Origin of the sequence: Shimia ponticola (assembly GCF_007995215.1) — a bacterium.
In the GTDB taxonomy this organism is placed as follows: Bacteria; Pseudomonadota; Alphaproteobacteria; order Rhodobacterales; family Rhodobacteraceae; genus Shimia_B; species Shimia_B ponticola.
The window spans coordinates 348670-374300 of record NZ_VCDK01000003.1 but is presented as its reverse complement, the minus strand read 5'-3'; the positions used below and the strand labels follow the sequence as shown (position 1 = coordinate 374300).

Below are 25631 nucleotides of genomic sequence, written 5' to 3'. Positions count from 1 at the left end.
CATGTTTCATGATGTCAGATTTCCAACGGCTCTGAGCTTTGGCGCGTTGGGTGGGCCGGAACGGCGCACAGAGATTGTCACGCTCGCCAACGGGTTCGAAGAACGCAACACGCCATGGAGCCACTCACGCAGGCGATATGATGCAGGTGTCGGAATTAGGTCCTTGGACGATGTCGAAACCGTGTTGGCATTCTTTGAGGCGCGGCAAGGGCAGATGTTTGGGTTCCGATGGAAGGACTGGGCGGATTTTCGGTCGGCTGCAAAATCCAAAGACCTTGGCTTCGATGATCAGTTGATCGGGATGGGTGATGGCATGACGACCGTGCATCAATTGACCAAAACATATCGGTCGGGCGAGCAAAGCTATGTGCGACCTGTCCGGAAACCGGTCCTGGGCAGCGTTCGGGTTGGCGTTGCTGAGCAGGAACTGCAAGAAGGCATTGATTACACGGTCGATTATTCCACTGGAGAGATCACTTTCGACCGCGCGCCTGACATTGAGGCAGAGGTTACGGCTGGGTTTGAGTTCGACGTTCCGGTTCGCTTTGATACCGGGCTTCTTCAGGCTTCTGTCGAGAATTTCGAGGCTGGCGGTGTTCCGTCGATCCCGGTCGTGGAGATCAGGATATGAGTGGCACAGACGCGCTTCATGCGCATTTGAAGACCGGCCTCACGACGGTGTGCCGGGCGTGGTTGCTGGAGCGCCAGGATGGCACCCGGTTTGGGTTCACGGATCATGATTTACCCCTGAGTTTTGAAGGCATGTCGTTTGACGCCAATGGCGGGTTGACCGCAGGTGCGGTTGTTCAGACCACAGGCCTGTCTGTCGACAATACCGAGGCGCTGGGTGCGCTTACGGATGACCGGATCACCGACGCCGATATCACCGCTGGCCTCTATGATGGTGCTCTGGTGACGGCATGGCTGGTCAACTGGACGGATGTTGCTGAACGAAAGGTTCTTTTTGCCGGGACTATCGGAGAGATCACGCGGCGAGATGGACGTTTCGAGGCGGAGTTGCGCGGCCTGACCGAGGCGCTGAATCAGCCTCAGGGGCGTTCATACCTAAAGACCTGCTCCGCGGTCTTCGGGGATCAGACTTGCAAGGTTGACGCGTTGGGGGCGGCGTTCTCGGTACAAGTTCCGATCGCCGAGATGAGGGATCGCAAGACCTTTGGGTTTGAAAACCTGGCCTTTGATCCGGAGTGGTTTGAGCGGGGACGTTTAGATGTCGTGACCGGGGCTGGCGCGGGTTTGACGGGTGTCATTCGAAGCGACGCGATTTCCGAAAATCAGCGGGTCATCGGACTGGTCGAGCCGATCAGGGCGAGCGTTGCCGCAGGTGATACGGTGCGGCTGATTGCGGGGTGTGACAAACGCTCATCTACTTGTGCAGAAAAGTTCTCTAACATTCTAAATTTTCGAGGATTTCCGTTTATTCCTGGCGATGATTGGATCACGACCGTTCCGAGAAAGAGCGGCAAGAACAACGGTGGTCGGCTGGTATGAGCGGGCTGAAAGTTGCTGAGGCCGCACGCGAATGGATCGGGACGCCGTACCACCACCAAGCATCTTCGCGGGGTGCTGGAACAGATTGTCTTGGCCTCGTGCTTGGCGTTTGGCGCGATTTGGCCGGTGAAATCCCAGCGGATGTTCCAGCCTATACGATGGATTGGGCTGAGCCGCAGCAGGACGAGGCGTTGTGGCGCGCTGCGCGTGAACATCTGCGAGAGTTGGATGGACCAGAGCCGGGTGCGATTGTCCTGTTTCGGATGCGCGATGGCATGGTCGCGAAGCATCTTGGTGTGATTTCCAGCCTCGATCCAAATCTGCACTTTATCCACGCCTACATGCGGCACGGCGTGATCGAAAGCCCGTTGAGCACTCCGTGGCAACGCCGCGTGGTGTCGTATTTCGCGTTTCCTGAATAGAGGTCTGATATGGCAACCGTCGTACTATCCGCTGCTGGCGCGGCCCTTGGAGGCGTTGTCGGCGGCTCTGCCTTTGGTTTGTCCTCGGTTATTTTGGGGCGAGCCATCGGGGCCACGGTTGGGCGTGCCATCGACCAGCGGTTGATGGGTAACGGCAGTCGCGCCGTGGAAACCGCGCGAATTGACCGTTTTAGACTAAGCGGGGCCAGCGAAGGAAGCCCGATTGCTCAGGTCTATGGGCGCATGCGCGTTTCCGGGCAGACCATCTGGGCGACGAAGTTTCTTGAGCGCAAAGTCACCGAGAGTTCCGGAGGCGGGAAGGGTGGCGCGTCTGGACCCAAGACCAAGACGACGACCTACACATATTCGGTGTCGTTGGCCGTCGCTGTGTGTCAGGGCGCAGTCTCGCATATCGGTCGCGTATGGGCCGATGGCGAAGAGGTTGATCCCGAGACGCTGAACATGCGCGTTTACAAAGGCGATTGCATGCAATTGCCTGACCCCAAGATCGCCGCTGTCCAAGGCGTAGAAAACACACCGGCGTTTCGTGGAACGGCGTATGTCGTGATGGAAGACCTCGAATTGGAGCCCTTCGGCAACAGGGTCCCGCAGTTTAGTTTTGAGGTCACCCGTCCTTCGCAGGCATCGGAGAAGGCTGTTCCTGACGACATGGCAGATGCTGTGCGGGCCGTGGCGTTGATGCCGGGAAGCGGTGAGTACAGTCTGGCAACCTCCGCTGTGGCGTATGACCGTGGCTTTGGGAAAGTCACCACCGCCAACCGACGGGGGGTGGGAAAGAGCACTGACTTTGAGGCGTCCATGGAGATGCTGAACCATCAGTTGCCAAAGTGTCAGTCGGTTTCGATGATTGTCTCATGGTTTGGGGATGATCTGCGGTGCGGAACATGCAGCCTGACGCCACGTGTGGAACAGAAACAGACTGAAGCCCCCAAGATGCCTTGGACGGTGTCGGGAGTGTCTCGGTCTGGTGCCGAGTTCGTGCCGTTTGAAGAGGAAGAGCCGCTTTATGGCGGAACGCCGACCGATCAGTCCGTGATCCAGGCCATTCGTGACATCCAAGACCGCGGGATGAACGTGGTTTTTTATCCCTTCGTCCTGATGACCCAGACCGAGGGAAACAGCCTGCCAGATCCCTATGGAGGGCAGTTGGGACAACCCCGTTTGCCGTGGCGCGGGCGCATTACGACCTCGCTTGCGCCAGGAGTCGCGGGTTCACCGGATGGTTCTGCCGCGGCTGAGGCTGAGGTTGAGGCCTTTTTTGGTATCGCCACGCCGGAGGATTTCACGCGTCATTCAAATAAGGTGACCTATCACGGTCCGTCTGAATGGAGTTACCGCCGTTTTATCCTGCATTACGCGCATATGTGTAAGCTTGCGGGCGGGGTCGACGCGTTTTGCCTAGGGTCGGAGATGCGCGGACTGACGCAAATCCGGGGCGCGGGAAACAGCTTTCCAGCGGTTCAGAAGTTGAAAGCACTAGCAGCGGATTGCCGCGAAATCCTCGGGCCCGACGTGAAGATTGGCTATGCTGCGGATTGGTCGGAATATTTCGGGTATCATCCTCAGGATGGATCAGGTGATGTTTTCTTTCACCTTGATCCCCTGTGGTCGGACCCGAACATCGATTTCATCGGCATCGATAACTATATGCCGCTGTCCGATTGGCGCGAAGGGACGGACCACGCGGACGCCGCGTTCGGGTCTGAGCATGATCTTAGCTACCTGATGGGCAACGTCGCTGGGGGCGAGGGCTATGATTGGTATTATCCCACCGAGGCTGACCGCGACGCACAAAATCGTGTTGCCATCGAAGACGGGGCCGAACAGGAACCTTGGGTTTTTCGCTACAAGGACATTCGAAATTGGTGGGGTACGTATCACCACGATCGCGTCAACGGCACGCGTAAACAATTCCCGACCGACTGGGAACCGCAATCCAAACCAATCTGGTTCACCGAGATCGGGTGCGCCGCCGTTGACAAGGGAACGAACCAACCAAACAAGTTTCTCGATCCAAAGTCTTCAGAGTCTGCGTTGCCGTACTATTCCACGGGACGACGCGATCCGCTTATCCAGCTTCAATACCTTCGGGCGCTGCATGGCTATTGGAACGACGGGGATCACAACCCCCTTTCCGAGGTCTATGACGGCCCCATGGTTGATATGTCGCGTGCCCATGTCTGGGCATGGGACGCGCGGCCCTATCCACTTTTTCCGCAACTGGGCGAAACTTGGTCTGACACGGCAAATCACGCGCGCGGCCATTGGATTACCGGGCGCGCCACGGGGCGGGGGCTCGCTGAAGTAGTCGCTGAGATTTGTGAGGCCTCTGGTGTGACCGATTACGACGTGTCACGCCTGTTTGGATTCGTCCGTGGGTATCACACAGCCGAGGCCTCCGACGCCCGGACGGCGCTTCAGCCGCTTATGCTGGCCTTTGGCTTTGACGCGATTGAAAGAAACGGAACGCTGATTTTCGAGAATCGGACTGGGCAGAGCGCAGCGGCCTTGGACCCCGCTGAGCTGGTGTTCAGCGACGAGGACACGCCTGTTCTTGTTCAGGAGCGTGCTGCATTCCCCGAAGTGAGCGGGCGGGTTCAAGTCAATTATGTCGATGCCGACGGTGACTTTGAACTGGCGGCATCAGAAGCCGTTTTCCCGGATGAGCGAAGCTTCACGCTCACGAAGAATGAGCTTGATCTGGCTTTGACGCGCAGTGAAGGACAGGCGATTGCGGACAGATGGTTGTCGGAGGCCCGCATCGCGCGCGATACCGTTCAATTCAGTTTGCCTCCATCGCAAAGCCATCTCGGGGCTGGGGATGTCGTGACGCTGCCTGAGGCCGGCGGAATGGGTGCGTTTCGTATTGATCGTGTCGAGGATACTCAAAGCCTGAAAGTCGAAGCGGTGCGGGTTGATGCCCAAGTCTACGAGCCCGCTTATGAGATCGAAGATAGCATTGGTCAGCCGCCAAGCGCGACGTCAGCCCCTGTGTTCTCTGTCTTCTTGGATTTGCCTTTGTTGACCGGGGATGAAAGCCCGCATGCGCCGTATGTGGCTGCGACATCAAGTGAATGGCCGGGTGGAGCCGCCGTTTACCGCTCGGCGACGGGAAATGATTACGTTCTCGACCGTGTATTGCCGACGGCTGCGACCTTGGGGGGTACCCAATCGGAACTGCGGCGTGGTCCAATTGGTGTGACGGATCGTGGTAACACGTTGGTGGTGGAACTTACCCACGGAGCGCTGTCGTCGATCACGCGCGAAGCCTTATTGAACGGTGGCAACGCTGCTGCCGTCGGGGACGGCACAGCGAACGGGTGGGAGGTCATTCAGTTCGAGACCGCCGAACTGATTGCGCCTGACACATACGTCCTGTCAGGATTGCTGCGCGGGCAGGCCGGGACGGATAGCGAAATCCCCCATGTATGGCCTGTTGGCTCTGTCTTTGTCCTGCTGGATGGATCAATCGAACAATTGTCGCTGCCTCAAAGCGCGCGTGGTGTAACGCAGTTTTTGCGCGTCGGCCCCTCGGACCGGACGTTGGATGATCCCGCGTTTGAGGAAATGACAACGGCCTTCGAGGGGAACGGCCTGAGGCCCTACGCACCAGTGTTCCCGAAGGTGCAGGACCATGTGGATGGGAAGCAAGTGTCATGGATCAGACGCACACGCATCGATGGCGATCTTTGGAGCGAGCTTGACGTTCCCCTTGGCGAAGACAGCGAAACATATGTGATCCAGGTGATGTCAGCAGGTGAAACCTTGCGTGTGGAGACCGTGGGGCAGGACATCTGGTTCTACTCTAACCAGATGATGGATGAGGATGGCGTCACTGGGGATTTCTCACTGCAAATTGCCCAGGTATCCGCGCGGTTTGGGCCGGGGGCGAGGGTCGTTATAAACGCAACGAGGTGATGTTGAACCCCAACGCAGGGGGGTGCGAATTTGAGCGGCGGACTTTCGCAATCTGCAAAAGTCACTTATCTTTTCACCAAACACCCATGCAGCGGCGTAGAACCATGACCCAGACAAAGCATCAAGTTGCACCAGTTGATCCCGTTTGGGACCGAATTCAGGACGAGGCCCGACAGGCCGTCATTCTTGAACCTTTGCTGGGAGGGCTTATTCACTCCAGCGTTCTGCATCACGCGTCTCTGGAAAAGGCCTTGGCCTATCGCTTTGCGCTCAAGCTCGCGTCAGGTGAAATGTCAGTCCAAATTTTGCGTGAGATTGCGGACGAAGCCTACCAGTCTGACAGCGACATTGGACACGCGGCGCGATCGGACCTTGTGGCAGTCTTGGAACGCGACCCGGCCTGCCATCGGCTGATCCAACCGATGCTCTATTTCAAAGGTTTCCAAGCGGTGCAGGCGTATCGGTTGGGGCATTGGCTTTGGCAGCATGATCGCCATGACCTTGCCTATTTCATTCAGGCGCGTGTTTCAGAAGTGTTTGGGGTGGATATCCATCCCGGAGCGCGGGTTGGAAAAGGGATCATGATCGACCACGCACATTCCATCGTGGTCGGCGAAACGGCGGTGGTCGGGGATAATGTCTCGATGTTGCATTCGGTGACGCTGGGCGGCACCGGCAAAGAGGATGATGATCGTCACCCCAAGATTGGTGACGGTGTGCTGATCGGAGCGGGGGCAAAGGTTCTTGGCAACATTCACGTTGGCAATTGCAGCCGCGTGGCAGCAGGGTCCGTCGTGTTAGATCCAGTTCCAGCGTGCAAGACTGTGGCCGGCGTGCCAGCCCGCATCGTTGGAGAGGCGGGATGTTCCCAGCCATCGGTTTCCATGAACCAACTTCTGGGGGGCTGATAGCTCGGTCGGCAGACTTCAAAGCCTGCCGACAGGATTTCTGGTTTAGGCCAGCATTGTCATCGGATTTTCAAGGTTATCGGCAATCGCCTGCAACAGGTTCGCGCCAAGCGCACCGTCGATGACACGGTGGTCAACTGACAGCGTGACCGACATCACCGTAGCAACTTCTACCTGACCTTCGTCATTGACGACCGGTTTTTTCACGCCAGCGCCCACAGCAAGGATTGCGCCGTGTGGCGGGTTGATGACGGCGTCGAAGTTGTCGATGCCGAACATGCCTAGGTTCGAGATTGCAAAGCTGCCACCTTGGTATTCATGCGGAGCCAATTTGCGGTCTCGGGCACGCGAAGCGAGGTCTTTCATCTGCGCAGACAGGGCGGAAAGAGACTTCATATCGGCGTCTTGCAAGACCGGAGTGAACAGACCGCCGTCGATGGCGACGGCCACGGCCACATCGGATGACTTCATTTTCAGAACGCGATCACCCGCCCAGACGGCATTGGCGTCAGGTACCGCCTGCAACGCAAGCGCCGAGGCTTTGATGATAAAGTCATTCACCGACAGCTTCACACCGCGTGCTTCCAACTGCTTGTTCAACTGGCTGCGGAACGCCAAGAGCGCGTCGAGGCGGATATCGCGGCGCAGGTAGAAATGCGGGATCGTCTGCTTGGCTTCAGTAAGCCGCGCGGCAATCGTTTTGCGCATCCCGTCGAGGCTGACTTCTTCGTAGTCTCGACCTTCGTACATCTTGAGGACGGCCTCGGTCGAGGGGCCGGTTGCGACGGCAGCAGGTGCAGCTGAAGAGGCTGGCGCTGCAGATGCGGCTGGAGCGGAGGCTTCTGCTGTTGGCTTTGCCTCGGCGTTTTCGACGTCTGCTTTCACGATGCGACCGTGCGGGCCGGATCCTTTCAGCGATTTCAGATCAATGCCCTTATCGGCAGCGATCCGGCGCGCGAGAGGCGACGCAAACACACGGCTGCCGTCATTTGCGACGGGAGCAGGGGCAGGGGCTGCTGCGCTGGGTGTTTCCGCTGTGGTCTCTGCGGCAGCGGGCGGGTCAGTAGCGACCGGCGCAGCCGCCGGGGCCGCCCCGATGTCATCGGCGCTCTCCCCGTCTGCAAGCAGAACGGCAATTGGAGAATTCACCTTCACGCCCTCAGTGCCTTCGCTGATCAGGATCTTGCCGATCACACCTTCGTCGACGGCTTCAAATTCCATCGTCGCCTTGTCTGTCTCGATCTCGGCCAGAAGGTCGCCAGACGAAACCTCGTCTCCTTCTTTGACCAGCCATTTGGCAAGTGTCCCTTCTTCCATCGTAGGCGACAGGGCAGGCATCAAAATTTCGGTTGGCATCTCAGCTCTCCTCCGCGAGGCGAAGTTGGTCGTAAGGGGGGCGGGGCGATTGCCCCGCAGCGAGTTTATTCAATGCAGCCTCAATCGGGACTGCGTGGCGCGCTATCCATTCATAGGCATCTTGATGCCTTGGCAGCGCGCCTATCAATGTCTCGGGGACGAGCCCAATCATCTGCCGGTCATCGCAGCTCACACGCACACGATAGGACCGGCTGATTGGCTCGATACCCAGAACATCCATCAGCGGTACGTGACCTGTTTGACGGCTTCCATGACTTCATCCGTCGTCACCAAGGCCAGCTTTTCCAAGTTCGCTGCGTAGGGCATCGGAACGTCCTTGCCTGCGCAGTTGAGAACCGGCGCGTCCAGATAATCGAATGCGTGGGTCATGATGTAGGCCGACAGGTGGTTGCCAATCGAACAGACTGGGAAGCCTTCTTCGATGGTCACACAGCGGTTGGTCTTCTTAACCGACTCGATCACCGTCCCGTAATCCAGCGGGCGCAGTGTCCGCAGATCGATGACCTCGGCGCTGACGCCTTCTTCGGCCAAACGATCCGCCGCTTCGAGCGCGTATTTCATGCCGATGCCAAAGCTGACGAGCGTCACATCAGTGCCTTCGCGCCAGATACGGGCCTTGCCGAATGGAATGGTGAAATCGTCAAGAACAGGTACGTCGAACGACTGACCATAGAGGATTTCGTTTTCCAGAAAGATCACCGGGTTGGGGTCCCGGATCGCTGTTTTCAGCAGACCCTTGGCATCCATCGCAGAGTAGGGCTGCACCACTTTCAGGCCCGGAATGGACGAATACCATGCCGCATAATCCTGCGAGTGTTGTGCGCCAACCCGTGCAGCCGCGCCGTTAGGACCACGGAACACCATGGGCGCACCCATCTGACCGCCAGACATATAAAGGGTCTTGGCAGCCGAGTTGATGATCTGGTCAATCGCCTGCATGGCAAAGTTGAACGTCATGAATTCAACGATCGGGCGAAGTCCGCCGAATGCAGCCCCCACGCCGATGCCGGCAAAGCCGTGTTCGGTAATTGGGGTATCGATCACGCGTTTCGCGCCGAATTCATCGAGGAGACCTTGAGATACCTTGTAGGCGCCTTGGTATTCAGCGACCTCTTCACCCATCAGATAGACGGTTTCATCGGCGCGCATCTCTTCGGCCATCGCGTCGCGCAGCGCTTCACGCACCGTTTGCGATTTGAACTCGGTGCCTTCTGGCACGTCTGGCTCGACAGCTTTGCTTTCCACAGGCATGGCCGGTGCGCTTGCAGCGATCTTGCCTTCTTCGCCGCTCAGCGCAGCGGGGGCAGGGGCGCTTTTTTCGCTGGCCGCTTCTGGCACGGCGCTCGCGTCTTCGCCTTCATCAAGAAGTACGGCGATTGCGGTGTTCACCTTCACACCTTCGGTGCCTTCGGCGATCAGGATCTTGCCCATGACGCCTTCGTCAACCGCCTCGAATTCCATCGTGGCTTTATCGGTTTCGATTTCGGCAAGGATCATTCCGCTTTCAACGGTGTCTCCCTCTTTCACCAACCACTTGGCCAGCGTGCCTTCTTCCATCGTCGGCGACAGGGCGGGCATGAGAATTTCAGTTGCCATGATTTACGCCTCCGCCTCTGCATAAATGTCTGTCCAAAGCTCGCTCAGCGCAGGCTCGGGGCTTTCTTTTGCGAATTCAGCGCTTTCGTTCACGATGGCTTTGATCTCTTTGTCGATGGCTTTGAGCTCATCTTCGGTTGCATGCTCGCCGGTCAAAAGCATCGAACGAACAGCTTCGATCGGGTCGCGTTCATCGCGCATTTTCTGCACTTCGTCGCGGGTCCGGTATTTTGCGGGGTCCGACATGGAGTGACCGCGATAGCGATACGTTTTGACCTCAAGGATGTAGGGGCCTTTGCCAGCACGGCAGTGCGCGACCGCCTTTTCCCCGGCGGCTTTCACGGCCAGCACATCCATCCCGTCAACTTCTTCGCCCGGAATGCCGTATGCGGCGCCGCGTTCCCACAACGAGGGTGACTTGGTCGAGCGCTTGACGCTTGTCCCCATGGCGTATTGGTTGTTTTCGATCACAAAGACCACAGGCAGATCCCAAAGCTCGGCCATGTTGTAGGTCTCGTAGACCTGACCTTGGTTCGCAGCACCGTCGCCGAAATAGGCGAATGTGACGCGTCCGTTGCCAAGGTATTTGTCCGCAAAGGCGAGGCCCGCACCAATCGGCACCTGCGCCGCCACGATGCCGTGACCGCCGTAGAAGTGTTTCTCTTTCGAGAACATGTGCATGGAGCCGCCTTTACCCTTGGAATAGCCGCCCTCGCGACCGGTCAGCTCAGCCATGACGCCCTTGGGGTCCATGCCACAGGCCAGCATGTGCCCGTGATCACGATAGGAGGTTACGCGTTTGTCACCTTCCTCGGCGGCCGCTTCGAGGCCGACCACAACAGCTTCTTGTCCGATATACAGGTGGCAAAAGCCCCCGATCAGGCCCATGCCGTAAAGCTGGCCAGCTTTTTCCTCAAAACGGCGGATCAGGAGCATTTCCCTGTAATAGTGCATCAGGTCGTCTTTCGAGACGTTTACCTTTGCACCTTTGCGCGCAGCGGCCATGCCGTTCTCCCAAAGTAGTTTAATGTTAAACTATCTATACAGGAGCTTGCAGAGGGGCGCGACCGTTACTTTTGCCGCAGGGGAAGTTTATTGAACAACAACCTCATCGACCCGCACCATGCCCAGCACGTCGCGTGCCTGTTCGTCGAGCAGATCCAGATCGAGGTAGTCATATGACAGGCGGCGGGTCTTATTCTCAAGTACAGCGATTTGCGCCGTCAGACCTTCCAATTCCTTTGCCAATTCAACGGCTTCTGCATCGATTTCGGCGCGTTTGAACACGCCGTAATCGCCCTGAACAGCCGCAAACATGAAATAGAGCGACAGGGTGATTGCAATGCCCAGAAAAACAAAGAGTCCAAGGTTTGGACGTGTGGAATGTGTCATGGCGGCCTCGTTACCTCCGCCCTCTGTCGGGGCGGTGGCCGCAGTATGACACACCCGAATCAATGTGTGAATCCCCCTCTCACACAGAGGGGGCAAGATCAGCCGTGGATCGACGCCTGGTAAATGCTGTCGATGGTGTCAGCCAACATGGCGTCAAAATCGTCGTCTGACTGTTGTGCCGACAAACCTTCGGTCAGCGCCCGCGAAAAGCTGGCGATCATGCCGTGGTTGGTCGATAGGCGATTATTGGCTTCTTCGCGCGAATACCCGCCAGAGAGCGCGACCATGCTCATAACCGCCGGGTGACCGATCATGGGCATGTAGTGGTTCGATGTCTCGGGCAGCGTCAGCTTCAGCATGACTTCCTGTCCTTCTTCCAACTGACCTAGCGCATAGAGGATCTCGCTTCGCAAAATCTCTTCTGCGGCTTCCTTGTCTTCGATCGAAATCGTGACTTCGGGTTCAACGATCGGGATGAGGCCATGTGCAAGGATCTGTTTGCCGATCTCGAATTGCTGCTGAACAAGGGCGTGAATGCCCTCCGGGTTCGCGGCGTTGATCACCGAGCGCATCTTGGTGCCGAAAACGCCCAGTCCCTTTGCACGGGGCAGCAGATCATCCAGATCAGGGATCGGTTTCATCATCTGAACGCCGTTTTCCTCGGCCTCTAGCCCCTTGTCGACTTTCAGGAACGGAACAACTTTGCGCTCGTTCCATAGGAACTTGGGCGATGGGGTGCCGTCGATATCGCGATCCATCGTCTTTTCGAACAGGATCGCGCCGACAACCTTGTCGCCTGTGAAGGCGGGGGATTTCACAATGCGGGACCGCATCTCGTGGATCAGATCATACATCTGATCATCACCTTCGTAGGCATCTTCTTCGATGCCATAGAGCCTCAGCGCCTTGGGGGTTGAGCCACCGCTTTGATCCAGTGCCGCGATGAAACCCTGACCACCGCGAATTTGTTCGGCCTGCTTTGCATCAACCATCTGAATGCCCTTTCAAAGTCACTTTCCAGCGGCCTAAGCAGAGAAAGTGAACAATTCAATGACGTTAGCGCGAACAGCCAGCGCACTTTCGGCAATCCGCGCAGAAACGGGCAGTCAGATCGATTTAGCTGGCACTCAGAGCAGCGACACCTGGCAATTCCTTGCCTTCCATCCACTCAAGGAACGCTCCGCCCGCTGTCGAGATATAGGTGAAGCGCTCGGCGGCACCGGCCTGATTCAAGGCGCTGACGGTGTCGCCACCACCGGCAACTGAAGTGAGCTTGCCCATCTGCGTCAGTGTCGCTGCGGCTTCGGCTGCGGCATTGGTCGCCTTGTCAAAAGGCTCGATCTCGAACGCTCCAAGCGGACCATTCCAAATCAGTGTTTTGGCGTTGGCGAAAACCTCGCCGATCCGCGCAACACTTTCTGGACCGGCATCCAGGATCATCGCATCGGTGGGGCATGCATCCGCCGCCACCGTCTCATTGTTGGCTCCGGCGGCAAATTCCCACGCAACAACCACATCTGACGGAAGAACGATCTCGCATCCCGCTGTTTTGGCTTTCACCATGATCTCGCGCGCGGTGTCGGTCATGTCATGTTCGGCAAGGCTCTTGCCGACATCAATGCCCTGTGCGGCCAGGAACGTATTGGCCATGCCACCACCGATCACCAGATGATCGACCTTGCCAACAAGGTTGCCCAACAGGTCCAGTTTGGTCGACACCTTGGCACCGCCGACCACAGCAACGACGGGGCGCACAGGGTCGCCCAAAGCGGCTTCCAAGGCCTGCAATTCGGCCTGCATCAAACGTCCGGCACAAGAGGGAAGCAAACGCGCGACACCTTCTGTCGAAGCATGGGCCCGGTGTGCGGCACTGAAAGCATCATTGCAGTAGACATCCCCGAGCGAGGCAAGGAACTGCGCCATGCGCGGATCATTGGCTTCTTCCATGCTGGAAAACCGCGTGTTTTCAACGAGCACGACAGAACCTGCGTCCTGCGCGTCGATGAATTCGCGGCTGGGGCGTTCGACAAATGTGACCTCTGTGCCCAAATGCGTGTTCAGCGCCGGAACAAGCTGCTGCAAGGACATGTCGGGGTTTGGCTGGCCCTTCGGGCGCCCGAAATGCGCCAACAAAACCGGCATGCCGCCTTTCGACAGGATGTCTTTCACCGTCGGTACAATCCGCTCAATCCGTGTCGCATCGGTGACTTCCCCGTCCTTCATCGGCACATTGATGTCCACACGGGTCAGCACGACCTTGCCTTGCAAATCCATGTCATCCAGCGTTTTCCAGGCCATGCGATCCTCCTTGGGCGTTTGCGCGGTGTTTGACCGCCTTGGCGTGGTCAGGTCAACCGATGAATGGCCTGGTCACGTTTGACGCGATGCCTCTTTCACTTTCCGTCCGCGCGCCATAGGGTCCCGCCAAATCATCGAACAGGAGCGCCAAATGGCTGAGATCAAAGACCCCGAGAACACGATCCTGATGGAACTGAAGGGCGGCACCGTCACTATCGAGCTGCTGCCGGACGTCGCGCCCATGCACTGCGACCGCATCAAGGAACTGGCGCGCGAAGGGGCCTATGACAATGTGGCCTTCCACCGTGTCATCGACGGCTTCATGGCGCAGACCGGCGACGTGGCGAATGGCAACATGGAAAAGGATTTCAACATCCGCATGGCCGGGACCGGCGGTTCGGACAAGAAAGACCTGCCAGCAGAGTTTTCGGGCGTTCCACATGACCGTGGCACACTTGGCGCGGCGCGCAGCCAAAACCCGAACTCGGCCAACAGCCAGTTCTTCATCAACTTCTCGGATAACCACTTCCTCAATCGTCAATACACGGTCTATGGCCGCGTGATTGAGGGCATGGAGCACGTTGATGCAATCACCCGTGGTGAGCCGCCAGCGAACCCTGACCGCATGATCAGCGTCAAGGTGGCCGCAGATGCGTAAGCTTGCTGCGCTCTTTGCTCTGATGGGGTCCACGGCTGCTGCGACGGGGATCGAGATGACCGTTGCTGGCGAAGCCAACGGTACGATCAAGATTGACCTGTTCGAAGATGTGGCACCGAACCACGTCGAACGGATCACCACCTTGGCCACGCAGGGTGCCTATGACACCGTCGCCTTTCACCGGGTGATCGACGGATTCATGGCGCAGACCGGCGATGTGCAATTTGGCAAGGCTGATGACTACAATGCCCGCCGTGCTGGTACGGGCGGCTCGGATCAAGGGGATCTGGAGCAGGAATTCTCAAACGTTGCCTTTGATCGGGGCGTCGTCGGAATGGCGCGTAGCCAGAATCCGAACTCTGCCAATTCGCAGTTCTTCATCATGTTTGACGAAGGATACTTCCTGAATGGGCAATATACCGTTGTCGGCGAAGTCACCGAAGGATTGGACGTTCTGGACAACATCAAACGCGGCCATCCGCGCAGCGGTGCGATCCGGGGCGAACCCGACCGGATGATGCAGGTTGTTGTGACCGAATAAAGCAAAAGCCCCGCCTTATGCGGGGCTTTTCGTTTCTTAGGACTCGTTCGCCCGTCGCGCCCAGACGCGCAAAAGGTTCGCGTCATAGAGCGGCATCGGCATGACCTCGTCCCCGATCTCGGTCGTAGCGGGCGACAGGTAGCGCAAGCCGGGGACCGACGCTTTGCAGCCGGACCCAACAACAATGCCGCCGCTTTCGGTGCTGCGGCTGATCCATCCCTTCGTCAGCAGGTCTTCCGTGAACGGGTCGAATGCCATTGCCGACCCAGAGCAGTTCACCACGAACCCGGCAGCGTGCCGCTCTTCCTGACCTTTTGAATTCGTGGTCACGACGACAGCATGATCGCCCTCGGTTTCGATCCGCTGAACGGCACCGCGGTGAATGCGGGTGTGGCCAGACAGGCTTAAACGGGCAAAATCCTCTAGCGTGTCGCGTGTTCCCGACCGGAACCAGTGGCGCAGGGTCTTGGGGACCTTACGCGCCTCATCCATGTCGGGCAAAAACCACTTGAGACCATGTTCGATGAAGTAAGACCGAAAGCCTGCGCGGAGTTCGATCATCTTGTCACCGGTGGCCTGCGCGCGTTCGATGTTTTGACGGACGTCTTCCAGAAAAGCTTCTGCCGTTTCATAGGGACCAGCCAGTTGTGGCAGGGTGATCCGACGCGGCATTTGCGGCACAAGCGGCTCGGGCAGGGCACCACGGGGCGAACAGCCGACGAACCGGATTTGATCCTCTGGGATGAGCGACTGGCACAGCCTCAATGTATCAAGCATCGTGGCGTTCGTCCCAATGCACCAGATTTCGGCGCCGCGTCGGATATGCTCGGCGATCCGAGGCTCTTGTCCGAAAAGGGTCGGCGCGCTGTAAGGACCGTCATCGCCGGGAATGCGTTGGGTGGCGGGGCCTCCCGTGGCCACATCAACCGATGTTGCATGAACGATCTGCTCACCCGCATGAACGGAAAACCCGTCTGAGGTCTGCTCAAGCCGATCTGCCGCCGCATTGATGAATTGAACCGTCACGCCATTGGCTCGGTGAACCTCAAGCGCGCTGGTTGCACGTTCTTCGAGAAAGTCACCATAGACGGCTCGTGGCACGTTGAGACCGCGAATGTCGCCCCGATCCACCAATGGTTGCGCCGCAGCCACCCAATTGGGCGAACGCCCTTGCATCATGTCGCGCAGCGCGTCCCAGCGGTCCTCAAGCCAGCCGCCAAAGTCAGGGTCGATGTCATCAGCGGGCGAATTGAGCAAATAGGCATAGCGCCAAGGCGTTTCCTCGGTCTCGGCGGCATAGGCGATCCCGCGCCCCAGTCCGTCTGCGTTAGGACCGATGACGGTGAGGTGATCGCCGGCTTTCAACTGGGCCGTTTCGACAAAGGCTGCGGCTGTCACGCCATCACCAATGATCACCCTATGCTCCTGCGCCATAGCTTGTTCAGAGGCTGCGTCGCGCATCCGTGTCCTCCATATCTTTCAATGTGGGAATAGGCGCATCCCCTGCGCCGTTCTTTGACGAGGAGGTGGCACGCGCTCACATCCGCGTCAACCAAGCGCCGGGTGCTTTGCCTTAGCGTCACAAGCTGCGACATATGGTGCAAGGAAACAGGAGGACCGGACATGAAACGGATGCTTGCAACGCTGGCGATCATCGTTGGAACGGCGGCAACGGCGCAGGCCCCGGTAGAAGAGGCACCTCGGTTTTGGAACGTAGAATGGCCTGACACCGATTTCGCCAACAATGCTATCCAAAGCTGGACTGAAGTCATGTCTGGCGGCCCGCCAAAAGATGGTATCCCAGCGATTGATGACCCGCAGTTTATCCGCGTCGGAGACGAGGACCGCATCGGCGGCCGCGAGCCGGTGATCGCGGTTGAGATTGAGGGCGAGATCCCGCGCGCCTATCCGATCCGTTACCTGACGTGGCATGAGATCGTGAACGATACGGTCGGCAATGTGCCGGTCGCTGTCACGTTCTGCCCCCTGTGTAATTCAGGCATCACCTTTGATCGTCGTGTGGACGGGCAGGTCCTGAGCTTTGGCGTGTCGGGCAAGCTGCGCAATTCGGACATGATCATGTATGACCGCGAAACCCAAAGCTGGTGGCAGCAGGCCATTGGCGAAGGGATCGTGGGAGAGATGACCGGCGTCGAACTGACGTCGCTGCCCACATGGATGGAAAGCTGGGATGAGTTCCGCACGCGAAACCCCGACGGGATTGTGATGGCGCAGCCGACCGGGTTCAACCGCGCCTACGGCGCCAACCCCTATGTCCGCTATGACAGCTCTGCGCGGCCATTCCTGTTCAGCGGAGAGATGCCGCCGCATGACATTCCGCCTCTTGTGCGGGTCGTGCGTGTGGGCGACCGGGCGTGGCCTATGACACGGCTCGCTGCTGAAGGCGAGGTCGTGGAGGCCGGTATTCGCCTGACCTGGAATGCGGGGCAGGCCTCTGCACTGGATCAACGCAGTATCGCCGATAGCAAGGATGTCGGTACGGTTCGCGTCTTTGACGCAGAGACGGGCGAAAACCTTCCGCATGACGTGATGTTTGCCTTTGCCTATCACGCGTTCTGGCCTGATGGTGACTGGATGTTGGGTAGCTGAAGAGAAAAGTGCAAACCTATGGAAAACCAAGCGATTTATCCAAGCCTGAAAGGCCGAACCGTTCTGTTGACGGGGGGAGCTTCTGGCATCGGGGCTGAAATCGTGCGTGGGTTTGCGCGTCAGGGCGCACGCGTCGGGTTTGTCGATTTCGATATCAAAGGCGGGGCCGCCATGGCGGATGAGACAGGTGCCACCCATGTGGCCGCTGACTTGCGGGATATCTCCGCGTTGAAAGACGCCTTTGCCAGACTGATAGCGGACCTCGGCGCGCCCAAGGTTCTGGTGAACAACGCCGCGCGGGATGATCGTCACGATTGGCAGGACGTGGACGAGGCGTATTACGACGAACGCATCGCGACAAACCTGCGCCACATGTTCTTTGCCACTCAGGCTTGCGCGCCTGCGATGATCGAGGCCGGACAGCCCGCGTCGATCATTAACATGGGCTCAAATAGCTGGTGGGAGGCGGTGGGCGGAATGCCTGTCTACACCTCTGCCAAGGCCGGGGTGCATGGCATGACGCGGAGTTTCGCGAGGGATCTCGGCGCACATCGCATCCGCGTGAACACGGTCGTTCCCGGTTGGATCATGACAGAACGGCAAAAGACGCTCTGGGCCACGCCAGAGGCTCTGGAGGCCCAACGCCAGAACCAGTGTCAGCCGGTGCTCATCGAGCCGTACGAGGTTGCCAACATGGTTCTCTTCCTTGCCTCAGATGATGCAAGCGCCTGCACGGGGCAGAATTTCTTTGTCGAGAATGGCAGCGTTTAGTCAGCGCGTAGCGCCCCCACGGGGCCAAGTTATTGACAGGCCGTGACGCCGCGACATTCTGGCCAGCCGCGTATGCTTGGGGTTAGGTGACGGAAACGTCAATTACCTTGGGAGGGGCCGCCATGACCGGCACGGCATCGTTTGATTTCACTGGCAAGAACGTCTTTGTCGTTGGCGGCACGTCCGGCATCAACCTGGGTATCGCCGAGGCGTTTTCGCGTGCGGGCGCGCGCATGGGCGTTGCCAGCCGCAAACAAGACAAGGTGGACGCCGCCGTCGAAAAACTGAGCAACGATGCAGGCAAGGCTTTGGGTTATGCCTTTGACGTGCGCAGTTTTGAGGATGTGAGCGCGGCGCTGAATGATTTCGCAGAAAAGGCCGGCAAGATCGACGTGCTGATTTCGGGCGCGGCGGGCAATTTCCCAGCGCCAGCCGTGGCAATTTCGCCCAATGGGTTCAAGTCTGTCATCGACATTGATCTCATGGGGACCTTCCATGTGATGCGTGCTGCGCACCCGAACATGGCGCGGCCAGGTAGCCTGATCAACATCAGCGCGCCACAGGCGGTTCAGGCCATGCCGTTTCAGGTTCATGTTTGCGCGGCGAAAGCCGGTGTGGACATGATTACCAAGTGTCTGGCGATCGAATGGGGTCCGGACAACCTGCGTGTGAACAGCGTCATACCGGGACCGATCGACGGGACCGAAGGGATGGATCGCCTCGCGCCGACCGAGAAGATGCGTGAGAAAGTCATTCAGTCCGTGCCGATGAAGCGGATGGGCGACCCAGAAGACGTGGCATTGGCCTGCCTCTATCTGGCCTCGGATGCGGGTCGCTATGTGAATGGTCAAATCCTTGCTGCTGATGGCGGTTGGGTTGCCGGTGGTGTGCAGCTTCCGATGTAGACCTTTGGCGCTCTAGGGTTTGGCCGGCTTGGCTAAACCTGCGCAGACACTCGCGATGCACCTGGCATGCACATCCGAGACAAACGCGGATGGGCATGGCATGGTCAGATTTTTACGGGTCAGAGCGGGCGGGGCGGGCCGTCTTCGTCCGGGATCAGGGATGCAATCTTTTGCATCACGCGATCCGGCAGCGGCCCGAACTGCATCGCTTCGGCATTTGCCACGGCTTGCTTGACCGAAGACGCGCCGGGGACGGGAACGATGTGGTCCCCGTGGGCAAGAAGCCAGCACAGCGCCCCTTGCGCCAGCGTGCGCCCCTCGCTTTGCAGCAGCTCTCGCACGGCTGCCAGCCGCTCGGCAAAGCGGGGATGCGCGCGGTCCCCTTCAAACCAGTCCATGCCGCCGTGGCTTTCGACCCGGACATCACCCGGCGCAATCCGCGCGTCATTGTCAAAGCGTCCCGCCAGCAATCCCATGGCAAGGGGCGAACGGATCAGTGATATGATCCCGGCGGGCTCTGTCACGGCGCGCAGATTTCTGGCGCGCAGAAAGACGTTCATCACATGCTCGACATGACGCGCCGCTGGGTAGGCGGTCTGCGCGGCTGCGCGGTTCGGGAAATCAGTGCTCCATCCAAAGCTGCCGATGCGCCCGGATGAGACCTCACGGTCCAGTTCAGCGAACATCGCCTCGGCATCCGGGATCGGAATGTCATTGGGATGAATAAGCACGCAGTCGATGTGGTCGCGGTCCAGCCGTGACAGACTTTCGTCAATCGCTGCGCTCACCTCGGCAGGGGCGGTGCGCAGACCTGTGATGGTCTTTGTGCCCTCATCAATGCCAAGGCCGATTTTCGTCACGATGGTGACATCGCGTCCCTTGAGGGCTGCGCCGATCTGGCGTTCGCCGTGGCCAGCACCATAGGCATGGGCGGTATCAAACAAAGTGACGCCGGCATCATGCGCGGCATGTAAAATGCGCGTCGCCTCATCAGGGTCGCAGCTCGCATAGCCCACGCTTTTGCCATCAAGGTACATTTCGCCGGACAGGGGCCAGCATCCCAAACCTATCATCTCAATACTCCTCTTTGAGACCCAAGGTGGCAGACCGGGCAAAGTGGGGCGACACCCAAGATCGCAAGCCGACTTGCAAACATGAAAAGGGCCCGCCGAAGCGAGCCCTTTCCACCTTGCGCGGACCCCCTGCCTACTCGGCGGGTGTTGCTTCGAGGTCTTCGTTCGTTGTGCGGATGCCTTCGCGTTCGCGACGGGCATCATTGTATATCGCCTTGACCAGCGAGATGGCTTGCAGAACCATCACGACAGAGAACGGCAGCGCGCCGATGACCATCGCGGTCTGGATTGCCCGCAGGCCACCGCCACCCGCACCCCCGGCAATCAGAAGCGCGGCGACAACAGCGCCCAAAGCGATGCCCCAGAAGTAGATATGGGGTTTCGCCTTTGGTCCTTCATCGCCCGCGGCGTTGATCGTGTTCACGATCAGAACAGCAGAGTCAGCCGTGGTAACCAGATAGGTTAGAAGCAGCACAACGATCACAAGCGACATCAGGTAGCCCAGAAGATCAGGCAACATGTAGATCACAGCTGCAAAGATCTTGTCCCCGTCAGGTGCGCCGATGATCTGGCCGTCGGCCCCACCGGTCAGTTCAAGGTCAATCGCGGTGCCGCCAGCCCATGTGAACCAGACAAAGCACATCAGCGATGGAACGATGATTGCGCCCAGAACAAATTCGCGGATCGTCCGGCCCTTGGAGATACGGGCAAGGAAGAGACCCACAAAGGGAGCGAACGCGATCCACCATGCCCAGTAGAACACCGACCAGCCGCCTTGCCAGCCTTCGAGCTGGGTCGCGACCGAGCCCTCTGTGCCGTCACCGCGCCAGACGGTGAACAACATGGATGGCAGTGCAACGAGGTAATCGAAGATGCCAAGAACCAGCGCCTGCAGGCCAAAGAAGGTCGAGCCAAAGAGCAGGAAGAAGGCCAGTAGGAAGATCGACAGCCCCATGTTCAGGTTCGACAGCCACTTGATCCCTTTGCCGACGCCAGAAAGCGCGGACAGGGTGGACAGGCCCATGATCACGACGATCGCCACAAGTACACCGGTGGTGTTCGCATTGCCGCCTTCGGTCATCAGGCCATTGATCCCGATGCGCTGCATCCCGGCGACGAACTGTTCCACGCCAAAGCCCAGCGTTTGCGCCACGCCAAGTATGGTGGCCACAACGGCGACGATGTCGATGATGTTGCCCAGTGGACCCGCAAGGCTGCGACCAAAGAGAGGGGTCAAAGACGACCGCATGGTCAGCGGCAGACCGCGACGGTAGCAGAAGAAGCCAAGCGCCAGACCCGCCACTGCATAACAGGCCCAAGCACCAAAGCCCCAATGCAGGAAGGACCACTTATAGGCGCTGCGAATGGTTTCCTCGGTGCCGCCTTCGACCAATCCTTTGATCACGTCGGGGTTGTTCTGGAAGTGATAGACAGGTTCGGCGACGGCCCATGTCAGCATGCCGACACCAATGCCCGCACCGAACATCATCGAAAACCACGAAAAGTTCGAGAATTCAGGCGTATCGCCATCGACGCCCAGTTTAAGCCGTCCGGCGGCAGGCCAAATGGCCAAGGCGAGACACAGCAGAACAAAGGCCGCCACGATGTAAACGTACCAATATGCTGTGTTGGATAGGATGAAGCTGTTGATCGCGTTTAGAACTGCGCCAGCCTGTTCCGGAAACACGACTGCCCAGATCACAAGGCAGGCGACGATGATCTTGGAGATCACGGCGACTGATGCGGAAAATCCTGCGTAGAACCCGCTATCTGCGGTCTTGATGTCCAGGTCCATCAAGGGTGGTTTCAAAGCCATGTGTTGGTTCCCTATTATTGTCTTTTGTTTTTTCTCCAATCCCACCACGCATGGGTGAGTCCAATCAAGGGATTTGAATCACAGGTTGCACAAATATTGGGCAAAAACGCGTGCCTGACCATTAGTCAGCAAGTTAAATTGCGATTTTTCACTGTTTCTGGCGCGCAACCCGTCGCCGCCTCGACACTTTGCAGACGATCCAAGACCGATTGACTTGGATGATAGCTGTGCGACGGTTCCGGCCATGGAGACCTATGATTTTGTGGTGCTCGGACGCGGGCTGATGGGATCGGCCTGTGCGCGATGGGTGGCTGAGAGCGGGGCGACGGTTGCATTGATCGGCCCAGACGAGCCTGCCGACCGCGCGAGCCATGCCGGGCCCTTTGCCAGCCATCACGACGCTGCTCGGATCACGCGCCGGGTGTCGCATGATCCGGTGTGGTCAGACCTCTCTGCTGCGTCCATTGAGAGGTATCGCGACATCGAACAGCGGTCAGGGCTGCCGTTCTTTCACCCGGTAGGTGGCATGATGGCCGGGCGGTATTCGCCGGGGATGTCCGGCTTTACCAAGGGCCTTGAAAAGAGCGCAGAGACCTGGGGCGCAGAGCGGATGACAGCAGAGGACGTCAGACACCGGTATGGGTTTGCGCTGCCAGATGATGCGGTAGTGTCCTATGAACCCAATGATGCCGGATGGATTGATCCACGTGCGATGCGCGAGGCGCAGGAGATCCTGGCAGTTAGGGCCGGTGCCACGGTGATCCGTCAGACAGTTACAGCACTGCAGGATGGGACGGTCACTTTGGCCGATGGCACGCAGCTTTCTGCCGGTCAGGTCGTTGTCGCGACCGGGGGATATGCACGCACCGATGGTCTATTGCCTGCGCGTCCGGCCATGCGGGTCTACGCGCGCACGGTCGCATTCGCCGAGGTGGCAGGCCCCATTCCGCAGATGCCAACCCTGATCTGGGTGCCTGAGGACGTGGAGGACGACCTCTATCTGCTGCCGCCTGTGAAGTACCCGGACGGTCGCTGGCTCATTAAGATCGGAGGAGAGATCGACTCGCCCCGGCTTGAGACAAACACCCAGATGACAGAGTGGTTTCAAAGCGCCGGTGGTACCGAGGCCGGAGCGCGACTGGTGCAGCATCTGCGCGATGTCGTGCCCGATGTGGAATGGAGTGCCACGCATGCCGAGGCTTGCGCTGTGTCATTCACAGCCACAGGCTATCCCTACATCGCGCGGATGTCTGATCGCATGACGATCCTGACGGGCGGCAACGGGGCCGGAGCCAAATGCGCGGATGAGTTGGGACGGTTGGGATCGGTCGTGGCCAGGGGAGGTGACGCGCCGGGTTTTGAGGCCGTGTTCGACGACCGCTAACCGCGGCGGTTTGATTTATCCTTCATCGCGCTCTTGACCATTTTGCCAAAAGCACGGTCTTTGCCACGGCGCTGGGCCAGAGTGGCGGAGTTGAACGCATCTTCTGCCTGAAGTTTGCGCCAGCGTTCCAAGCGGTCGGGATCAAGCGTTCCGTCAGCCACGGCGGCTTGCACGGCGCAACCCGGTTCGCCCTCATGTTTGCAATCATTGAACCGACAAGCGGCGGCAAGGTCGTCGATATCTTCGAACACGGCTGCGATGCCAGATGCGGCGTCTGTCAACTGCAACTCGCGCATTCCGGGGGTGTCCAAAACGATTGCGCCGCTGGGGATCTGATGCAATTCGCGGTGTGTTGTGGTGTGACGACCGCGCGCGTCATCTTCGCGGATGCCTTGGGTGGCGATGGCGTCCGCCCCCAAAAGCGCATTGGTCAGGGTGGATTTCCCCACACCCGACGATCCTAGAAACGCAACAGTCCGGCCTTTGCGGCACCAATCGGCTAGTGCCTCAGCGGGTTGATCGCTTTTGGCATTGATCGCCAGAACTGCGACACGGTCAGATATCGCCTTGGCTTGCTCAACGTAGCTTTGGGCGTCGTCCGTCAGGTCGGGTTTGGTCAACAGGATCACAGGTTCAATCCCCGCCTCAAATGCCAAAGCCAAATAGCGTTCCAGACGCGCGACGTTGAAGTCCTGATTGCAAGAGGTGACGACAAAGACCGTATCGATATTGGCTGCGATCAATTGTTCGCTGCGGTCGTGACCCGGTGCGCGGCGTTTGATCAGGCTTTTACGCTCCAGCACCCTGCTGTCGCGTGGGCTATTGGCGTCGTAGAGCACCCAGTCCCCGACGGTGGCTTCCGCCATTGGAGGTAGTTTGGTCTGGATGCCGTCCCCCAAAACCTGAAGGCCGCTGCGATGCACGGCCACGACGCGGACGGGTGGCGTGGCCGTCAGAGCGTCCGCTTCGATCTGTTGCGAGAAGGCCGGCCCCCATCCCAAGCGTTCAAGCGGTGTTGGCTCGTTTTGTGGAACAGCCGCGCCGGGCATGAAGGCAGAGTAATCGCGGACCATCCTATTGGCCAAACGGGCTGTAACGCCCAGCCGCGAGTTGGTCGCGCGAGATCATTCTAGCCCAACTGAACGAGAGCATGGCGTTTTTTGCCAGCGCTTAGCTTGATGGGGCTACTCAGATCCGAGGCGGTCAACATCGTGCCTGCGTCTGTCAGAGGTTGGTCGTCCATGCGTGCGCCGTTTTCAGCAATCAGCCGCTTGGCATCCTTGCCGGATTTCGCCAGCCCCGCCTTCACCAGAGCCTGAACGATCGAAAGGCCATCGCCCAATTCGTCAGCGGTCAACGTAAGCGTTGGCAGATCGTCACCGACGCCGCCTTTTTCGAACACTTCCTTTGCGGTGGCTGCAGCATTCGCGGCGGCCTCTGCTCCGTGCAGAAGTGTCGTGACCTCATTGGCAAGGATGATCTTGGCTTCGTTGATCTCGGACCCTTCAAGCGCGCCAAGGCGGTCGCACTCGTCAACAGGCAGTTCGGTGAAAATCTTGAGGAACTTGCCAGTGTCGGCGTCGGTCGTATTCCGCCAGAACTGCCAGAATTCATAGGGCGACAACATATCGCCGTTCAACCAGATCGCGCCACCTTGGGATTTGCCCATTTTGCGCCCGTCGGACGTCGTAAGCAGCGGCGTAGTGAGGCCGTAGATTTCCTGATCCAGCACGCGGCGGGTCAGGTCGATGCCATTGACGATATTGCCCCACTGATCACTTCCGCCCATTTGCAGCAGGCAGCCGTACCGGCGGTTGAGCTCCAGGAAGTCGTAGGCCTGCAGGATCATGTAGTTGAATTCGAGAAATGACAGCGATTGTTCGCGATCCAGCCGCGACTTCACACTCTCGAACGAGAGCATCCGATTGACCGAGAAATGCCGCCCGATGTCACGCAGGAAATCGAGGTAGTTCAGAGTATCGAGCCATTCGGCATTATTCAGCATCAATGCGCCGGTCGGGCTGTCGTCATAGGACAGGTATTTGGCAAAAACCTGCTTCATACCTTCGATATTCGCATCGATCTGTTCTGGCCCGAGCAGGGGGCGTTCATCAGACCGGAAGGATGGATCGCCGACCTTGGTCGTGCCGCCGCCCATAAGCGTGATGGGCTTGTGGCCTGTCTTTTGCAGCCAGCGCAGGACCATAATGTTCATTAGATGGCCGACATGCAGGGACTGTGCAGTCGCATCGTAGCCAATATAGGCAGGGGTCACGCCTGCCACTAAAGCTTCGTCCAGCGATTGATAATCCGTGCAGTCAGCCAGATAGCCGCGCTCCATCATCACGGACATGAAGTCTGATTTGGGATGGTACGTCATTTGCTTGCTCCGGATGCGTCTGCGCGGCAGTCTATAGGCGAGGGTGACGGGT

The 25631-nt window shown here is 58.6% G+C and carries 22 protein-coding genes; 11 read left to right on the top strand and 11 right to left on the bottom strand.

Going from position 1 to position 25631, the window contains the following annotated elements; genetic code table 11:
- Nucleotide 1 precedes the first annotated feature (1 nt).
- The 5 genes from FE702_RS05190 to cysE all read left to right on the top strand — a co-directional run bounded on the left by FE702_RS05190 (nucleotide 2) and on the right by cysE (nucleotide 6778).
- A complete protein-coding gene (locus FE702_RS05190) occupies nucleotides 2–631 on the top strand; it encodes a DUF2460 domain-containing protein (RefSeq protein WP_147125202.1) in 630 nt (209 codons plus the stop codon).
- The gene (locus tag FE702_RS05185; RefSeq protein WP_147125201.1) at nucleotides 628–1509 is read left to right on the top strand and encodes a DUF2163 domain-containing protein; all 882 of its coding nucleotides are present in this window, start codon (nucleotides 628–630) and stop codon (nucleotides 1507–1509) included. Before FE702_RS05190 ends, FE702_RS05185 begins: the two co-directional genes overlap by 4 nt.
- Nucleotides 1506–1931 carry an NlpC/P60 family protein gene (locus FE702_RS05180; protein ID WP_147125200.1) on the top strand — a complete coding sequence of 142 codons (426 nt, stop codon included), beginning with the start codon at nucleotides 1506–1508 and terminating at the stop codon, nucleotides 1929–1931. Before FE702_RS05185 ends, FE702_RS05180 begins: the two co-directional genes overlap by 4 nt.
- A 9-nt stretch (nucleotides 1932–1940) precedes the next feature.
- Complete coding sequence (locus FE702_RS05175) at nucleotides 1941–5870, top strand: baseplate multidomain protein megatron (protein ID WP_147125199.1); 3930 nt, start codon at nucleotides 1941–1943, stop codon at nucleotides 5868–5870.
- A gap of 104 nt (nucleotides 5871–5974) precedes the next feature.
- On the top strand, nucleotides 5975–6778 hold the full coding sequence (gene cysE / locus FE702_RS05170; RefSeq protein WP_147125198.1) for a serine O-acetyltransferase: 804 nt from the start codon (nucleotides 5975–5977) through the stop codon (nucleotides 6776–6778).
- A gap of 45 nt (nucleotides 6779–6823) precedes the next feature.
- Here the strand turns inward: cysE and FE702_RS05165 are convergent, their stop codons facing one another.
- The 6 genes from FE702_RS05165 to FE702_RS05140 all read right to left on the bottom strand — a co-directional run bounded on the left by FE702_RS05165 (nucleotide 6824) and on the right by FE702_RS05140 (nucleotide 13441).
- On the bottom strand, nucleotides 6824–8134 hold the full coding sequence (locus FE702_RS05165) for a pyruvate dehydrogenase complex dihydrolipoamide acetyltransferase (protein WP_147125197.1): 1311 nt from the start codon (nucleotides 8132–8134) through the stop codon (nucleotides 6824–6826).
- A 240-nt stretch (nucleotides 8135–8374) separates the two neighbouring features.
- Nucleotides 8375–9751 (bottom strand): pyruvate dehydrogenase complex E1 component subunit beta, encoded by a 1377-nt coding sequence (locus FE702_RS05160; RefSeq protein ID WP_147125196.1) that lies wholly within the window; start codon nucleotides 9749–9751, stop codon nucleotides 8375–8377.
- Between the two features lie 3 nt (nucleotides 9752–9754).
- Complete coding sequence (gene pdhA, locus FE702_RS05155) at nucleotides 9755–10756, bottom strand: pyruvate dehydrogenase (acetyl-transferring) E1 component subunit alpha (RefSeq protein WP_147125195.1); 1002 nt, start codon at nucleotides 10754–10756, stop codon at nucleotides 9755–9757.
- A gap of 87 nt (nucleotides 10757–10843) precedes the next feature.
- Nucleotides 10844–11143: an FtsB family cell division protein gene (locus FE702_RS05150; RefSeq protein ID WP_147125194.1), complete on the bottom strand. Its 300-nt coding sequence runs from the start codon at nucleotides 11141–11143 to the stop codon at nucleotides 10844–10846.
- A 98-nt stretch (nucleotides 11144–11241) separates the two neighbouring features.
- Nucleotides 11242–12135 (bottom strand): fructose bisphosphate aldolase, encoded by an 894-nt coding sequence (locus FE702_RS05145; protein ID WP_147125193.1) that lies wholly within the window; start codon nucleotides 12133–12135, stop codon nucleotides 11242–11244.
- A gap of 124 nt (nucleotides 12136–12259) precedes the next feature.
- Nucleotides 12260–13441 (bottom strand): phosphoglycerate kinase, encoded by a 1182-nt coding sequence (locus tag FE702_RS05140; RefSeq protein ID WP_147125192.1) that lies wholly within the window; start codon nucleotides 13439–13441, stop codon nucleotides 12260–12262.
- A 151-nt stretch (nucleotides 13442–13592) separates the two neighbouring features.
- Between FE702_RS05140 and FE702_RS05135 the strand changes: the two genes are divergently transcribed.
- Both FE702_RS05135 and FE702_RS05130 read left to right on the top strand, forming a co-directional pair.
- Nucleotides 13593–14099: a peptidylprolyl isomerase gene (locus tag FE702_RS05135; protein ID WP_147125191.1), complete on the top strand. Its 507-nt coding sequence runs from the start codon at nucleotides 13593–13595 to the stop codon at nucleotides 14097–14099.
- Nucleotides 14092–14640, top strand: coding sequence for a peptidylprolyl isomerase (locus FE702_RS05130; RefSeq protein WP_147125190.1), 549 nt, complete (start codon nucleotides 14092–14094; stop codon nucleotides 14638–14640). The genes FE702_RS05135 and FE702_RS05130 overlap by 8 nt, the downstream gene beginning before the upstream one ends.
- 36 nt (nucleotides 14641–14676) lie before the next feature.
- On the opposite strand, the gene FE702_RS05125 is transcribed toward FE702_RS05130, so the two are convergent.
- A complete protein-coding gene (locus FE702_RS05125) occupies nucleotides 14677–16101 on the bottom strand; it encodes an FAD/NAD(P)-binding protein (protein ID WP_147125189.1) in 1425 nt (474 codons plus the stop codon).
- A 162-nt stretch (nucleotides 16102–16263) separates the two neighbouring features.
- Between FE702_RS05125 and FE702_RS05120 the strand changes: the two genes are divergently transcribed.
- From FE702_RS05120 to FE702_RS05110, 3 genes are all read left to right on the top strand, one after another.
- Entirely contained in the window at nucleotides 16264–17250 is a 987-nt protein-coding gene (locus tag FE702_RS05120) for a DUF3179 domain-containing protein (RefSeq protein WP_147125188.1), read from the top strand.
- Between the two features lie 18 nt (nucleotides 17251–17268).
- The gene (locus tag FE702_RS05115; RefSeq protein WP_147125187.1) at nucleotides 17269–18021 is read left to right on the top strand and encodes an SDR family NAD(P)-dependent oxidoreductase; all 753 of its coding nucleotides are present in this window, start codon (nucleotides 17269–17271) and stop codon (nucleotides 18019–18021) included.
- Between the two features lie 122 nt (nucleotides 18022–18143).
- Entirely contained in the window at nucleotides 18144–18926 is a 783-nt protein-coding gene (locus FE702_RS05110; protein ID WP_147125186.1) for an SDR family oxidoreductase, read from the top strand.
- Nucleotides 18927–19045: 119 nt separating this feature from the next.
- On the opposite strand, the gene FE702_RS05105 is transcribed toward FE702_RS05110, so the two are convergent.
- Nucleotides 19046–19999: an aldo/keto reductase gene (locus FE702_RS05105; protein ID WP_186826988.1), complete on the bottom strand. Its 954-nt coding sequence runs from the start codon at nucleotides 19997–19999 to the stop codon at nucleotides 19046–19048.
- Between the two features lie 133 nt (nucleotides 20000–20132).
- The gene (locus tag FE702_RS05100) at nucleotides 20133–21815 is read right to left on the bottom strand and encodes a BCCT family transporter (protein WP_147125184.1); all 1683 of its coding nucleotides are present in this window, start codon (nucleotides 21813–21815) and stop codon (nucleotides 20133–20135) included.
- A 244-nt stretch (nucleotides 21816–22059) separates the two neighbouring features.
- Between FE702_RS05100 and FE702_RS05095 the strand changes: the two genes are divergently transcribed.
- On the top strand, nucleotides 22060–23199 hold the full coding sequence (locus FE702_RS05095) for an NAD(P)/FAD-dependent oxidoreductase (protein WP_147125183.1): 1140 nt from the start codon (nucleotides 22060–22062) through the stop codon (nucleotides 23197–23199).
- On the opposite strand, the gene rsgA is transcribed toward FE702_RS05095, so the two are convergent.
- Nucleotides 23196–24272, bottom strand: coding sequence for a ribosome small subunit-dependent GTPase A (gene rsgA, locus FE702_RS05090; protein ID WP_147125182.1), 1077 nt, complete (start codon nucleotides 24270–24272; stop codon nucleotides 23196–23198). The two genes, FE702_RS05095 and rsgA, sit on opposite strands and share 4 nt — an antisense overlap.
- Nucleotides 24273–24328: 56 nt before the next feature.
- The gene (tyrS, locus tag FE702_RS05085; protein WP_147125181.1) at nucleotides 24329–25579 is read right to left on the bottom strand and encodes a tyrosine--tRNA ligase; all 1251 of its coding nucleotides are present in this window, start codon (nucleotides 25577–25579) and stop codon (nucleotides 24329–24331) included.
- Nucleotides 25580–25631: the final 52 nt, after the last annotated feature.